Source organism: Pseudomonas sp. 24 E 13, assembly GCF_900004715.1.
Lineage (GTDB): Bacteria > Pseudomonadota > Gammaproteobacteria > Pseudomonadales > Pseudomonadaceae > Aquipseudomonas > Aquipseudomonas orientalis_A.
On sequence record NZ_CVTO01000116.1, the window covers coordinates 15,087 to 29,458 of the forward strand.

Annotated in this window: 11 protein-coding genes; 8 read left to right on the top strand and 3 right to left on the bottom strand. The window is 60.6% G+C overall.

Going from position 1 to position 14,372, the window contains the following annotated elements:
- Nucleotides 1-12 precede the first annotated feature (12 nt).
- Together aldA and BFP90_RS12930 are read right to left on the bottom strand one after the other, a co-directional pair.
- Nucleotides 13-1,437: an aldehyde dehydrogenase gene (gene aldA / locus BFP90_RS12925; protein WP_065896931.1), complete on the bottom strand. Its 1,425-nt coding sequence runs from the start codon at nt 1,435-1,437 to the stop codon at nt 13-15.
- Between the two features lie 145 nt (nt 1,438-1,582).
- On the bottom strand, nt 1,583-2,515 hold the full coding sequence (locus BFP90_RS12930) for a LysR substrate-binding domain-containing protein (protein ID WP_065893293.1): 933 nt from the start codon (nt 2,513-2,515) through the stop codon (nt 1,583-1,585).
- A gap of 343 nt (nt 2,516-2,858) precedes the next feature.
- Between BFP90_RS12930 and BFP90_RS12935 the strand changes: the two genes are divergently transcribed.
- Nucleotides 2,859-4,094 (top strand): MFS transporter, encoded by a 1,236-nt coding sequence (locus BFP90_RS12935; RefSeq protein ID WP_065893294.1) that lies wholly within the window; start codon nt 2,859-2,861, stop codon nt 4,092-4,094.
- Here the strand turns inward: BFP90_RS12935 and BFP90_RS12940 are convergent.
- The gene (locus BFP90_RS12940) at nt 4,032-4,946 is read right to left on the bottom strand and encodes a LysR family transcriptional regulator (protein WP_065893295.1); all 915 of its coding nucleotides are present in this window, start codon (nt 4,944-4,946) and stop codon (nt 4,032-4,034) included. The genes BFP90_RS12935 and BFP90_RS12940 overlap by 63 nt on opposite strands.
- A 116-nt stretch (nt 4,947-5,062) precedes the next feature.
- On the opposite strand from BFP90_RS12940, the gene BFP90_RS12945 reads away from it, so the two are divergent.
- From BFP90_RS12945 to BFP90_RS12975, 7 genes are all read left to right on the top strand, one after another.
- A complete protein-coding gene (locus BFP90_RS12945) occupies nt 5,063-5,944 on the top strand; it encodes a HalD/BesD family halogenase (RefSeq protein ID WP_065893296.1) in 882 nt (293 codons plus the stop codon).
- A gap of 55 nt (nt 5,945-5,999) precedes the next feature.
- The gene (locus tag BFP90_RS12950) at nt 6,000-7,229 is read left to right on the top strand and encodes a M24 family metallopeptidase (RefSeq protein ID WP_065896891.1); all 1,230 of its coding nucleotides are present in this window, start codon (nt 6,000-6,002) and stop codon (nt 7,227-7,229) included.
- A gap of 458 nt (nt 7,230-7,687) precedes the next feature.
- Nucleotides 7,688-9,322, top strand: a complete 1,635-nt coding sequence (locus BFP90_RS12955; protein WP_065896892.1) for an ABC transporter substrate-binding protein — start codon at nt 7,688-7,690, stop codon at nt 9,320-9,322.
- A 75-nt stretch (nt 9,323-9,397) separates the two neighbouring features.
- On the top strand, nt 9,398-10,351 hold the full coding sequence (locus tag BFP90_RS12960) for an ABC transporter permease (RefSeq protein ID WP_054052764.1): 954 nt from the start codon (nt 9,398-9,400) through the stop codon (nt 10,349-10,351).
- The gene (locus BFP90_RS12965) at nt 10,348-11,184 is read left to right on the top strand and encodes an ABC transporter permease (protein WP_065896893.1); all 837 of its coding nucleotides are present in this window, start codon (nt 10,348-10,350) and stop codon (nt 11,182-11,184) included. Before BFP90_RS12960 ends, BFP90_RS12965 begins: the two co-directional genes overlap by 4 nt.
- A 2-nt stretch (nt 11,185-11,186) precedes the next feature.
- Nucleotides 11,187-12,833: a dipeptide ABC transporter ATP-binding protein gene (locus BFP90_RS12970; RefSeq protein ID WP_065896894.1), complete on the top strand. Its 1,647-nt coding sequence runs from the start codon at nt 11,187-11,189 to the stop codon at nt 12,831-12,833.
- A gap of 161 nt (nt 12,834-12,994) precedes the next feature.
- Nucleotides 12,995-14,101, top strand: a complete 1,107-nt coding sequence (locus tag BFP90_RS12975; RefSeq protein ID WP_256097474.1) for a hypothetical protein — start codon at nt 12,995-12,997, stop codon at nt 14,099-14,101.
- The last annotated feature ends 271 nt before the right edge of the window (nt 14,102-14,372 follow it).

The following is a 14,372-nucleotide window of genomic DNA, read 5'->3' on the forward strand; positions in this document are numbered from 1 at the left end:
ATTGCGGGTGGATCAGTACTTCATCACCACAAGTCGGGTCTGGGTGAATTCGAGCATGCCGTGCTTGCCGTCATCACCGCCCAGGCCCGAACGTTTCCATCCGGCGTGGAAGCCCTGGTAGGGGTCGGCCGGGGTCCGGTTGATGTACAACTCGCCGGCCTCGATGGTGTTGGCGACTTTCAGGGTGGTGCGATAGTTCTCGGTGTACAGCACCGACGACAGGCCGAACTGGTGATCGTTGGCCATGGCCAGCGCTTCGTCGATGTCGCGGTACTTGAGCACTGGCAGCACCGGGCCGAAGATTTCTTCCTGGATGATTTCCATGTCCTGGCGACAATTGCTCAACAGCGTCGGCGGGTAGAAATGGCCGTTGCCCTCAGGCAAAAAACCGCCTGTTTCCAGTACAGCACCGTCGGCGACGGCGCGCTCGACCATGGCGTGGATGTTTTGCTGCGAACTTGCGTTGACCAATGGACCCATCAGGTTGGCGTCGGTGGCGCGGTCGCCAAACTTCACGGCGCTGATTTTGGCTTTGAGCAACCCGAGAAATTGTTCGTAGACACTTTCCTGCACATAAACCCGCTCCACCGCCGTGCACACCTGACCGCAGTGAGTGGTCTTGGACGCGACGATAGCGCTGGCGGCGGCTTCAAGGTCAGCATCGGCCTCAATGATTGCCGGAGTTTTGCCGCCCAGTTCCAGGGACGGTTTGGCGATGTTGGTCTTGCAATAATCAAGCACCATGCGCCCGGCGTTGACACTGCCGGTCAGGGTGATCAAGCCGACGGCGTTGTGGGTGCAGACCGTTGCGGCGGTGGCATGGTCCATGGTCAGTATGTTGACCACCCCAGCGGGCAGACCGGATTGCTGCACCGCCTTGGCGATTTCAAACGCGGAGGTCGGGGTGTTGTTACTCGGGCGCACCACCACGGTATTACCGGCAATCAGTGCCGGGGCGATTTTTCGCAGCAACGTGTAGACCGGGTAGTTGAAAGGAATCAGGCAGGCGACCACACCAATCGGCTCGCGGTGCAGGAAGAGGTTTTCGTTCGGGGTGTCGCTGGGGATGATCTCGCCTTCGATCCGCCGTGCCCACTCGGCGTGGTATCGGGTGACTTGCGCGGCGTAACGGGCTTCGTTGCTGGCGTCGCTGACACTTTTGCCGGACTCGGCGGCCAGTGCAGCACCGATGCTCTCGGCGCAGGCCTCCAGGGCGTCGGCGAATGAACGCAGATGCTCGGCGCGTTCAATGCTGGTGAGTTTGCCCCAGCGCTTCTGGGCGGCGGCGGCAGCCTCGACAGCTGCCGTGGCTTCAGCACGGGTGGCGGCCGAAACCTGACCGACCAACGCTTCAGTCGCCGGGTTGTAGACTGCAATCAGCGCATCGCTGGCAGGCTCAATGAAGTGACCGTTTACAAAGTTTCGCTCAAGTCGCATGTGCATCGCCCATCGTTGTTTTTATCCAGTTCCCGCAGTCTTGGCATCCTGAGGGGGTTGAACAAACGATTTATCGAGCGGCGTAACATTCAAAAAATGCATGTTCCCCGAGAAGGAATCAAATGTCCCCTGAAGGTTGGGTGGGTCAACTGGCGGCGGTGGAGGGTTCGAGCTGCCTTTGCGCCAACCAGATTTCTTCCTGCAACCACTGGGCGAACACCTGCAGTTGCGGCATCAAGGTTTGCTCCGGCCGGGTCACCAACCAGTAGGATTGATGCCCTTCCACATGCACGTTCAGTACCTGGGTCAACTGCCCGCTGGCCAGCTCCGGGGCAACCATGTGCCAGTCGGCAATGGTGATACCCAGGCCGTCGGTGGCCGCACGAATCGCCAGGTCCAGCAGGTCGAATTCATAACCGCCCTGGGTATCCACGCCGCTGATTTTCGCCGCGTCGAGCCAGTGTTTCCAGGTCAGATAACGCTGATCTTCCCTGGCCAACACGTGCAGCAAGGTCAGGCGATTAAGGTCGATTTCGCCCTCGCTCGCTTCCCGCGCATACAACGACGACGCGCACACCGCAATGTGCCGTTCCTGAAGCAGCAGCGAGCTGTCCAGCCCATCCCATTCGCCATCGCCAAAGCGGATCGCGCAGTCCAGGGTGCTGGTTTCCGCCAGGCTGTCCTGCAAGCGCGTGGTAATGCTCAGCTCCAATTCGGGGTGTTTTTCCCGCAGCCGTCCCAGGCGCGGCATCAACCAGCGGCTGGTGAAGGTTGGCGGCGCGTTGATGTGCAGGCGATTAGCGTGGGACTTCTGCTGGATGCTGCGCACTGTCAGCTCGATTTTGTCGAAGGATTGATGCAGTGCCCGCAGCAGAACCCGGCCGGCGCTGGTCAGTTCAAGGTGGTGGTGCCGGCGTTCCAGCAGATTCTCACCGAGCTGTTCTTCGAGCTGGCGCACCTGGCGGCTGACGGCACTTTGAGTGACATTGAGCAGCTCCGCCGCCCGGGTAAAACTGCCGGTACTGCCGGCCACTTCGAAGGCTTTGAGCGCATTGAGTGCGGGCATTTTGCGTTTCATGAACAGGACTCGCGCTGGGGCTGACGAGCCCCAAGCATCCCACGGCTTGCGGGAAATTTCCCGAGTAACATGCATTTTTGTGTTGTGGTGGGCGACTCCCTGCTCCCTCGCCACAGGTAATCGGCACGATTCAATGACGTCGCTTTCAGCCCTGCCGCTGTCGCCGACGTATAAATAGCATGAGTATTTCGCAGCACACTCATGACTATTAAGCACTGGCTGTTTTATTTATAGAGACGCTAGTCTTATTTGAATTAAATGCCCGACCCAGTCAACGCACTTACCTAGGGCAGTCCTCGCACTTACGCCCCATTCCATAGCAATTAATGACCGAGCCAACTCCATGCCAATCAACCCACACTCACCCACAAGAAGTATTGTTTTATTGGCGCTTATCTTTACGGCGTGTAACGCCACCACCCACGGCTTCAGTATTTTCCTCTATTCGGCCTTATTACCCCAGATCCGCCAGGTGTTCGAGCTGAGCTACAGCCAGGCCGCGTTTATCGCGGCGCTGCTGCAACTGTTCTACATGGGCGCGTCGATTGTCAGCGGTATCGCCGCGGCGTGGATCAGCCCACGCAACATGGTAAAACTGACGATGGCCTTGAGCCCGGCACTGCTGGCCTTGGCGGTCGCCACCCCGTGGGTGCTGCCGTATGCGCTGTGCCTGGCGTTGGTCTCGGCCTGCGCCGTGGCGAACTGGAACGCCATCGCCGCACTGGTCGGCGAAGTGATCCCCGCCTCCCACCGCAGCCGCGTGCTGGGCCTGGCGTCGTCAGGTGCGGCGTTTGCGATCTGCCTTAACGGGGTGCTGATCGCCTTGTTGCAGGGCATCTCGCTGCGGCACTTCTGGCTGGTTTGCGCCGGGCTGACACTGATGGTCACCCTACTGACCTTTTGGGTCCTGGCACCGCTGGCGACAGCCCAGCGCATCAAGCAAAGCAGCGCGCCGTCGCTGCGCCGGATACTCAGGCAATGGTTGAAGCTGTGTGTGGAATACCCGGTGGCGCTGCACATACTGCTGCTCAGTGCCTTTATTGGCGGGATCAGCGGCCCGTTCCTGAATTTCCTCTCGGCGTTTGCCAGCGAACGATTGGGCGCCAACGCACAGATCACCGGCTCGTTGTGGACACTGATCGGGATTGGCGGGGTTGTCGGCGGATTGTTGTTGGGTTCGCTGGCGGATCGCTGGGGGGCATTGAGAGTAATGGCGTTGAGTATCGGCGCCTTCGGCCTGGCGATGCTCGCACTACTCTGGCAACCAAGCTTGAATCTGACCTGGCTGGCGGCCGGGCTGTTCGCGCTGTTCTATTTCCCGGTCTGGGGCTTGATGGCCGCCTACCTCAGCGCACGCTTGAGCCCCGTACAAAGCCTGCAAGTGGTGAGCCTGAGCATGGTCGGTTATGGCTTGGGCAGCGCCACCGCCAATTGGCTGTGCGGCTGGCTGCTGCAAGCCACCGGACAGTTTGGCCTGGTGCATGGCTGGATCGTCTGCTGGGTCACTGCCAGCCTGTTATTGCTGGGGCTGATGGCCCGCCGTCAACGCTGTGAACCGGCGCTCGGCCAGCCACTTTGAACGGCCTAACCGGCGCGCCACAATGTCCACCAAAGCCTCCACCGCCAGCGCCTGGCACTGTGCAGAACGCCAGAACATCAACCGCGCAGGCTCAATCGGCGGAAAGCCCTGAGCCTCGTCCAGCACCTGCCAACCCGACGGCACCAGGCGTCGCGCCGTGACACCGACCGACTGGCCCTGTTCGATGGCAATCCCAATCCCACGCGGGCTCTGGCTGGTGTAAACCACATGCCACGCCCGTCCGGCCTCGGCCAGCGCCCGCACGGCGTTGGCTCTAAAGGCGCAGCCCTCGGCATACACCGCCAGCGGCACAGAAGCATCCGCACCGGCGCACCACCCCTCAGCCGCCACCCACACCAACGGTTCGTCGCAGAGGTATTCACCCGCGTGCAGATTGGCGTGTTGCACGCCGAGCACCAGGTCCAGCTCACCGCGCTGCAAACGGCTGACCAGCGCGGTCGACATCTCGCAACAGACGTCCGGCCGCACCTGGGGGAACTGCGCCTGAAAGTCGCGCAACACCCCGGCCAGGCAAAACTGGGCGTAGTCCTCGGGCATGCCGACGTGAATGCACGCCTGCTCATCCGGCAGTTGCACGGCGTTGATCGCATCAGCGTGCAGCTTGAGGATTTGCCGCGCATAGATCAGAAATGTCTCGCCACAGGGTGTCAGGCTCACCGAGCGACTGGTGCGCTGGACCAACGGCGTGCCGACAATCTCTTCCAGGCGCTGCAAATTCTGGCTGATGGTCGACTGGGTTTTGTGCAAACGCTCGGCCGCCGCAGAAAATCCCTGGCACTCGATTATCGCGACAAACACTTTCAGTAAGCTTCCATCCAGTTCGCCTGACATAACTATCGCCCCTGCCGATGGATTCGATCACAACTTGTAATTTCCACTTCGGACCTCTTTAAGCAACTATCGATTCAACGCCAAACACTGTTAATTGATAGTTCCAGGAGACTTGCATGAGCCTTCAACTTGCCGACGCCGAAGTGGGCGATATCAGCGACATTATTAATACCGAGTTATACCCCATACATGATTCGGGCCATGTCCGGTTGCAGGCGCTGATCGAGCACGCCCGTGCCGAACTCGCCAAGGACGGTTGCTGCCTGCTGAAGAATTTCCTGCGGCCCGAGGCGCTGGAACGGGCCCGTACTGAAGGTCAGGCACTGTCGGGCAAGACCTTTTACTCGGTGCGCAAGGTCAACGCCTATTTCACTGAAGACGACCCTACCCTGCCCCAGGATGACCCGCGCCGCACATTCATGGAGCGCACCAGCGGTTTTGTCACCCGGGACATGATTGCCCCGGACGCGATCATTCATCGCCTGTACGTCTCGCCGATGATGAAACGCTTTATCGGTGCCTGCCTCGACGAACCGGAGATTTTCGAATACGCCGACCCGTTCGCCGGGCTGGTGATCAACGTGATGCCCGAAGGCACCGAGCAGCCTTGGCACTTCGACACCAACGAATTCATCGTCAGCATGATGACCCAGAAGCCAGAGGCTGGCGGTCTGTTCGAGTACGCACCGATGATCCGCTCGCGCACCCAGGAAAACCTTGGCGCCGTCGGCAACGTGGTGCGCGGGGACGACCGCAGCCGCGTGCAGGAACTGCAACTCAACCCAGGCGACTTGCAGATCTTCAAGGGCCGCTTTTCAGTGCACCGGGTAACCCGGGTCGAGGGCGCTACTGAACGTAATACGGCGATCTTCGCCTACTCCGAAAAACCCGGAATCATCGGCCGTGCCCAGCGCACCAAGCAGCTTTACGGACGCCTGTCCGAAGCCCATCTGCAAGCCGAACGCAACCTGGTGCGCAGCGACCAGTTGCTCGACTGACTCACCCAAAAACTCCTAGAAAAAACTAACCGTATTTGCCCTGCGAGGAACACCTATGAGGCTGTCCGGCCCTAACCGCAACCCCGCCGACTGCGAACCGACGTACGCCGAGATCCAGCAGATCCAGCTCGACCGTTTGCAACGGGTGCGCAACGAACTGAAAAAACGCGACTACGCCGCGTGCGTGCTGTTCGACCCGACCCACATGCGCTACGCCACCGGTTCGCGCAACATGCAGGTGTACTCGGCGCGCAACCCGGCACGTTATGCCTTCATCCCGGCAGAAGGCCCGGTGGTGGTGTTCGAATTCGGCGGCTGCCTGCACCTGGCCGAACAGCTCAACACTGTCGATGAAGTGCGCCCGGCCAAAGCCATTTCCTATTACTTCTGCGACAGCTTCCTGAATAACGTCACTGCGCAATGGGCCGCCGAAATCGGTGAACTGGTACGCAAGCACGGCGGCGGCAACAAACGCGTCGCCATCGAAAGCGCCACTTCAGCCGCTGCGTTCGAACTGCAAAAACTCGGCTACCAGATCTTCGACGCCCAGGAACCGCTGGAGCGCGCGCGCTGCATCAAAGTGCCGAACGAGCTGAAGATGATCCGCGCCAGCCTGCGTGCCACCGAGGCTGGCGTGCGCTTGATGGAAAGCAAACTGGTGCCGGGCATCAGCGAAAACGAACTGTGGTCGCACTTGCACCAACACGTGATCGCCACCGACGGCGACTACGTCGAAACCCGCCTGCTGTCTTCCGGGCCGCGCACCAATCCATGGTTCCAGGAATGCAGCACCCGGCCCATCGAAGCCGGTGACCTGGTGGCGCTGGACACAGACGTGGTCGGGCGTTTCGGCTACTACGCGGACTTTTCGCGGACCTTCCTGTGCGGCGAGCAAGCCGCCACCGCCAAGCAACAAGAGCTCTACAAACTGGCTTACGAACAAGTGCAGACCAACGTGGAGATGCTCAAGGCCGGCCGCAGCTTCAAGGAATACGCCGAGCTGGCCTGGAGAATCCCGGATAACTACAAGGCCAACCGCTATTTCGCCCTGGCCCACGGCGTTGGCATGACCGGTGAATACCCGTACGTGGTGCACCGCGAAGATATTGATGCACTGGGTTACGACGGGGTGTTCGAAGCCGGCATGACCATCTGCGTGGAAAGCTACATCGGTCACGATGCGGGCGGCGAAGGGGTCAAGCTCGAAGAGCAGATCTACATCCACGAAAACGGCATCGAATTGCTCTCGGACTACCCGTTCGATCCGCGCCTGATGCCGCGCTGAGTTGCCTCGGACGGCGCCGTAACCTCCTTCGACATCGTCCGGTTTTCCCCTTGTTCCCACCCGGAACAAGGGGCGTTTGCGGCCACCGCGCAGTGTTTCGTACCCGCGCGCTCCTCCGTCCGGCCTGTCTAGCTCAAGCGGCAGCCTTCCTTACGGTCAGTAACATGCATTTATCGAACGTTTCAGCGTTGAATTTATCGTTTGTCGATCGTTGCCCAGATGACAAAACTGCGGACATCTCTAATAAAAACAACATAAGAGCAGCCCTATGTCATACCCAGCCTCCGTCCTTCTGATCTCGTTGCGCCTTGCTCTACTGCCGGCTTCACGCCTGTCACGCCTGCGCCTTTGCGCTGCCGGCCACTGACAGTCTCGGTTCATCGAACCGACTGCGTCTGCCGCTCGCCCCACTTGCGGCCAGTCGAAAAACGCACTTTTGCACGTTATCGGAGAGGCATATGAAAGACTTAATAACACTGGACGGCACTCTGCCGCATCCAGCGGTGAACGACCTGTGCACCCAAGTCAAACGTGGCGAAATCAATCGTCGCCAATTCCTGCGCACCGCCGCGCTGCTGGGCGTCACCGCCGCCAGCGCCAGCACTTTCCTCGGTTCCGCGCTGCTCGGTAATTCGGCCCATGCCGCTGACGCGGTAACGCCGCGCCAGGGCGGCAGCCTGCGGTTTGCCTGCGCCATCCAGGAAATCCAGGACCCGATGCTGATCACCTGGATCGAAGCCTCGAACCTGCTGCGCAACAGCCTCGAATTCCTGACCTGGGTCGATGCCGACAACATCACTCACCCGTACCTGGCCGAGAGCTGGAGCCCGTCCGAGGACCTGAAAACCTGGACCTTCAACCTGCGCCAGGACGTGAAGTGGAGCAACGGCGACACCTTCAACGTCGAGGACGTGCAGCACAATATCGAACGCTGGATTGCCGCCGATTCCAAGTCGGTCAACCGCACCGCGTTCCAGGACATTACAGCGTTCGAAAAAGTCAGTGACTTCCAGTTCCGCCTGGTGCTCAAGCGACCGATGCTGGCGATCCCGGAAATGCTCAACGCCTTCACCTGCGCCATCGTCCACCGCAGCTTCAAGGCCGGTGACGACTGGGCGAAAAACCCACTGGGCACCGGGCCGTTCAAGCTGGTGTCGTTCGCGGTCAACAAACAGGCGACCTTCGCCAAGCGTGCCGATTACTGGCGCAAACCGGCCAACCTCGACGAATTGCGCTACGTCGACATGGGCACCGACATTTCCACCCATCTCGCGGCGCTGCAGGCTGGGCAAGTGGACGTGTTGTACCGGGTGACGGTGGCCGAACTGGACCTGGCGAAACGTTTGCCGGGCGCGCAATTGCTCACCTGCAAGTCGGCGCAAACCATCGTCATGCGCATGGCCTGCGATCAGAAGCCGTTCGACGACCTGCGCATTCGCAAAGCCGTAGTGCTCTGCGCCGACAACGCGCAAATGCTGAAGATCGCCTATCGCGGCATGGGCACATTGGGCGAAGACCACCACGTCGCCCCGTCCCACCCGGAATACTTCCCGCTGCCCAAACGTGCGCGGGACGTGGCGGCGGCGAAGAAACTGCTCGCCGAAGCCGGCCACCCGAACGGCATCGACATCGACCTGATCGTCGGCAACACCCAGGGCCGCTACGAACAGGACTGCGCGCAGATCCTCCAGCAGAACTGCGCCGAGGCCGGCATCCGCATCAACCTCAAAGTGATCCCCGCCACGCAATACTGGCCGATCTGGGACAAGGCCGCGTTCAGTCTCACCTACTGGGCGCACCGCCCGCTTGGGGTGATGTCGCTGGAACTGGCCTACCGCAGCGGCGCGGCGTGGAATGAAAGCCACTACAGCGACCCAGCGTTCGACGCAGCGCTGGACAACGCCATGGGCATCATCGACCCGAAACAACGAGCCGCAGCGATGCAAAGCGTCGAGCAGATCCTGCAAGACGCCTGCGTCATGGTCCAGCCGTTCTGGGGCGACAAGTTCACTGCCGCGAGCAAGAAGGTCCAGGGCTTTGAGGTTCACCCCTCGGACTTCTACCCAATGGATCAAGTCTGGTTGAGCGCCTGATTCAGGCGCCCCGAACGCGCCCGCCCACTCAGTTGCGGCGGGCCGCCATCCCTTGATTAGCCGGAGCGTGCAAGCATGGCTGAATTTCTATTGCGCAAGTTATTGGCGCTGGCGGCAACTTTGCTGTCGGTGTCGGTGATCGTGTTCCTGGCCCTGGAACTGAACATTGAGGACGTTGCAATCAACGTCCTCGGCCCCTACTCTGCCGCCGACCAACGCGCCGCATGGCTGGTGGAACACGGTTACAACCAACCTTTCGTCTGGCGCTACCTGGTGTGGCTAAAGGATTTTCTCAGCGGCGACTGGGGCACTTCGGTGCACTTTCGTGAGCCGGTGATCGACCTGCTGCTGCCGAACCTCGGGCAAACATTGATCCTCGCTGGATTGGCGTTGGCAGTGATGGTACCGGTGGCGTTGACACTCGGTATCCTGGCCGGGATTCGCCAGGGCTCGGCGGTGGATCGACTGGTATCGTTTCTGTCGATCGTCACCACCTCGATCCCGGACTTCGCCAGTGCGGTGTTTGTCTCGGCGATTTTCGTGTTCTGGCTTAACTGGCTGCCGGGCGTGAGCAGCATGAGCGACGGCTTCAACCCAGTGGAACTGGCGCTGCCACTGATGGTGCTATGCCTGTTCGGCATCGGTTATCTGGCGCGGATCACGCGGGCCTCGATGGTCGAAGTGATGCAGGCACCCTACATCCGCACCGCCCGCCTCAAAGGCGCGTCGACCTCACGTATCGTGTTGCGCCATGCCCTGCGCAACGTGCTGATCGCCCCCATCACCGTGATCATGCTGTACATCCCGTGGCTGCTGTCGAACGTGATCGTGGTCGAGGTGTTCTTCGCCTACAAAGGCTTCGGCTCGCTGCTCTACACCGCGTCGCTTAACCATGACGTCTACCTGATCGAAGCCTGCGCAATGATCAGCGGCATCGTAGTCGGCGCGACCAAAATCTTCTCTGACCTGGCCTATACCTGGCTCAACCCGCGCATAACGTTGCGCAGTCTTGGCGGAGGTGGCCAATGAATTTCCTCAATTCGTTCAAACATCCCCTTGCGTTACTTGGTTTGCTGCTGGTCGGCGGCTGGGTGCTGATGGCGCTGTTCGCGCCGTGGTTGGCGCCCCATGATCCGCTGGAAAGCTTCACCCCGCTGCTGACGCCGATGACGCCGGATGGCGACGGGATGCACTTTCTGCTCGGCACCGACATGATCGGCCGGGACATTCTCTCGCGGCTGATCTGGGGCACGCGCACCGTGCTGTTCTGGTCAATTCTGGCAACGCTGACTGCATTTGCCGTCGGCATCGCCATGGGCCTGTGCGCCGGCTACTTCAATGGCTGGGTCGATGCGCTGCTGTCCTATGTCGCCGACACTGTGTTGTCGTTCCCGGTGCTGGTGCTGTACATCGTGATCATCATCGCCCTCGGCGCGTCGGCGCTGAACATTCTGATTGCGGTGACCTTCACCAGCGCTCCGGCGATCTTCCGGATCATGCGCGCACTGACCATCGACATACGCTCGCGGGATTACGTGCTCAGCGCCATCACCCAGGGCGAAGGAGCGCTGCGGATCATGCTGGTGGAAATCCTGCCCAATTGCGGCGGCCCGTTGATCGTCGATTTCTGCCTGCGCATCGGCTACACCGCGATCATGATCGGCGCCCTTGGCTTCCTCGGCCTCGGCTTGCCGCCGCCGACCCCTGACTGGGGCGGCATGATCAACGAAGGCCGCAGCATGGCCATCGCCTTCCCCCATTTGGTGATCTTCCCGTGCATTGCCATCTCCACCCTGATGCTGGGCCTGAGCCTGTTGGCGGACGGTCTGGACGAGCACGCCCAGAAAGGCGCAAGGAGCTGAGCATGAGTCATCAACAAGTATTGAGCGTGGAAAACCTCTCCATCGAACTGCCCGCCGGCGCCGATCGTAGCCACGCCGTCAAGGGCATCAACCTGGACGTACGCAAAGGCGAAATTCTCTGTGTGATCGGCGAGTCGGGCTCCGGCAAATCGGTACTCTCGGCCGCGATCATGGGCGATTACGCCAAAGGCCTGCGCCACAGTGAAGGCGTGATTGATTTCCTCGGCGACGATATCTGCCGCATGGATGAAAACGCTCTGCGCACGCTGCGCGGCAACCGCATTGCGATGATTTTCCAGGAGCCGATGGCGGCGCTGAACCCGGCGATTCGCATTGGTCAGCAGGTCGAAGAAATCTTCGATATTCATGCGCCGCAGATGCCCGCCACGGAGCGCCGCGAACGCATGCTCGCCCTGCTCGACTCGACTCAATTGCCCGACCCGCCACGGATTGCCAACAGCTTCCCGCATCAACTCTCGGGCGGCCAATGCCAGCGGGTGGTGATTGCCATGGCGCTGGCAATGAACCCGGATTTGCTGATTGCCGACGAACCGACGACGGCGCTGGATGTAACCACACAGGCCCAAGTGCTGAAACTGGTCCGCGACCTGCGCGGTCGTGGTCAACACGGCATCCTGTTCATCACCCACGACTTCGGCGTGGTGGCGGAAATCGCTGACCGCATCGCGGTGATGGAGGGCGGCGTGCTGGTGGAAATCGGTGAACGCGATCAAGTGCTCAACTCGCCAAGACACCCGTACACCCGCAAGTTGATCGCCGCTGTGCCGGCCCTGCACCCAGAGCTGCACGCGCCGTGCGCCGACGGTGAGCTGGCGCTGCGCATCGAGCACTTGACCAAGACCTATAACGTCGGTGGCCGGTTGATTCCGGCGCTCAAGGATGTCTCGCTGCAACTGCCACGGGGCAAGACGCTGGCGATTGTCGGCGAGTCAGGCTCGGGCAAAAGCACCCTGGTGAAAGCGGCGATTCGGCTGGTGGAAAGCGACAGCGGCCACGTCTGGGTGGGTGACACGGATTTTCTCGCGTTGCGCGGCTCTGCGCTGGCGGCCAATCGGCGGCGGATTCAGATGATTTTCCAGGACCCGTACGGCTCGCTCAATCCACGCCATCGGGTCGGCGACATCATCGCCCGCGCGGCGCAATTGCGCGGTTTGTCGGCCAGGGATGCGTGGACCGAGGCCGGTGATTTGCTGGAACAGGTCGGGCTTAAGCGTGACGCCCTCAAGCGCAAACCCCGGCAGTTCTCCGGCGGTCAGCGCCAGCGCATCGGCATCGCGCGTGCCCTGGCGATGCGCCCGGAAGTGTTGATCGCCGATGAAAGCGTCTCGGCGCTGGATGTCTCGGTGCAAAAGCAGGTGCTGGAGCTGCTCGCCGAGCTGCAACAGCGCCTCAACCTGAGCATCTTGTTCATCACCCACGACCTGCGCGTGGCGGCGCAGATCAGTGACTACATCGCGGTGATGCGCCAGGGCGAAGTCGTGGAATATGGAACGGCCGAACAGGTGTTGCTGCGTCCGCAAAACACCTACACACAGACCTTGCTCGCCGCGGCCCCCGGCGCTTCGGCGATCCCCATGGTGCCTGTCACAGAACCTGCTCTGAGGCTGATCCGACCGCATACACACTGAGTCAATAACCCTTTTACCAAGTCGCAGCGTTCGCTGCGGCGTGGGCTGCTGTTGCCAACCATAACTAAAAAATCAGGAGTATCACTGTGCGCACTACCACCCAGATTGCGGTCCGTTCCATCGTCCTCATTCCGCTGCTCGGCGCCTTCGCGGCCCCGGCCATGGCAGTACAGGTCACCGACAACCTCGACCTCGGCGGCGCCATCCGGGCGCGCTGGGATTACGATCCGGACCGCGACATCCAGAAGTTTGGTCTGGACACGGTGTTCCTCAGCGCCAAGTACAACTCTGACAGCTGGATCGGCGAGGCCCAGTACCGCTTCTACGGCCGCTCCTATCCCTACCAGTACACCAAGAATTACGGCGATATCCAGTTCGCCAAGTTCGCCTGGGTCGGCTACAAGTTCAATCCCGACCAACAAGTGCAGGTAGGCCTGAATACCGTGCCGTTCGGGTTGCAGCCTTACTTCGGCAGCACCTTTTACGAAACCCTGGGCAACGTCATCGGCCTGGAAGATGTGCAACAAGTCGGCGCCAAGTACATCCAGCAAAGTGGCGACTGGAATATCCAGGCCGGCTACTACCTGCGCCCGGCGTGGCAAGGCAAGGGCACGAGCAAAGGGGTGACGTATTCCAGCGTGGTGTCCGGGGCCGACAGGTACGTAGGCGACGGCAGCGACAACCAGGAGCGCAATACCGTGGTGCTGCGCGTGGCCAAAGCCCTGGACCTGGGCGGGTGGAAATCCGAAATCGGCCTCTCCGGCCTGACCTCGACCCTGGAAAACAAGGACACCGATAACGATGGCCGCCGCAACGCGGTGGCCGTGCACTACCTCGGCAAGAACGGCCCATGGGGCGTGCAATTGCAAGCGGCGCGGCAACAGATGTCGCCGCGCAACCGTGGCAGCGATGAAGTGGTTACGCTCGGCGGATACGACGGCACCTACAACGTCGCCAGTCGCGGCAACTTGTACGTCGCCGACCTGAGCTACGACGTCGCCGGCAAATACCTGTTCGACCAGATAAGCGGTGTGAAGCTGTACGCCAACTACAGCGCCTTCGACAAGTCCGCCGACGCGTTCAAGACGTCGCAACGATTGATTCTGGGGACCTCGTTTTCCTTCAGCAAACTGTGGATCGCGACGGAATGGTTGTACGGAAAAAATGATCCGTACATTGGTGGCAGCAGCTACACCCAGAGTCTGGCGGCTGGTGGGAGTAACCAATGGGAGAATCAGCTGTACATGAACATTGGGTATTACTTCTGATCCATGATTTTTGGCGTTCTTGAGCACGCCTTCGCGCGCAAACCTCGTTCCTGCAAGGAACACGCAATCCCTTGTAGGAGCGAGCTTGCTCGCGAAGAACTCACAGGCGCCACGTTTATCCAGGAAGCACGCGTTATCGTTTACGTTTTTCGCGAGCAAGCTCGCTCCTACACGGCATTAAGGCTTGCCCGCGAAGACTTTTGCCCAAACACCACTTGCAGCCCCCCTCAGACAGGAGTCAGATACGCCATACACAATACTCACCAAAAAC

Bases quoted from the DNA above. Each gene is read 5' to 3' on its own strand.
- aldA (WP_065896931.1), bottom strand. From the start codon at position 1,437: ATGCGACTTGAGCGAAACTTTGTAAACGGTCACTTCATTGAGCCTGCC.
- BFP90_RS12930 (WP_065893293.1), bottom strand. From the start codon at position 2,515: ATGAAACGCAAAATGCCCGCACTCAATGCGCTCAAAGCCTTCGAAGTG.
- BFP90_RS12935 (WP_065893294.1), top strand. From the start codon at position 2,859: ATGCCAATCAACCCACACTCACCCACAAGAAGTATTGTTTTATTGGCG.
- BFP90_RS12940 (WP_065893295.1), bottom strand. From the start codon at position 4,946: ATGTCAGGCGAACTGGATGGAAGCTTACTGAAAGTGTTTGTCGCGATA.
- BFP90_RS12945 (WP_065893296.1), top strand. From the start codon at position 5,063: ATGAGCCTTCAACTTGCCGACGCCGAAGTGGGCGATATCAGCGACATT.
- BFP90_RS12950 (WP_065896891.1), top strand. From the start codon at position 6,000: ATGAGGCTGTCCGGCCCTAACCGCAACCCCGCCGACTGCGAACCGACG.
- BFP90_RS12955 (WP_065896892.1), top strand. From the start codon at position 7,688: ATGAAAGACTTAATAACACTGGACGGCACTCTGCCGCATCCAGCGGTG.
- BFP90_RS12960 (WP_054052764.1), top strand. From the start codon at position 9,398: ATGGCTGAATTTCTATTGCGCAAGTTATTGGCGCTGGCGGCAACTTTG.
- BFP90_RS12965 (WP_065896893.1), top strand. From the start codon at position 10,348: ATGAATTTCCTCAATTCGTTCAAACATCCCCTTGCGTTACTTGGTTTG.
- BFP90_RS12970 (WP_065896894.1), top strand. From the start codon at position 11,187: ATGAGTCATCAACAAGTATTGAGCGTGGAAAACCTCTCCATCGAACTG.
- BFP90_RS12975 (WP_256097474.1), top strand. From the start codon at position 12,995: ATGGCAGTACAGGTCACCGACAACCTCGACCTCGGCGGCGCCATCCGG.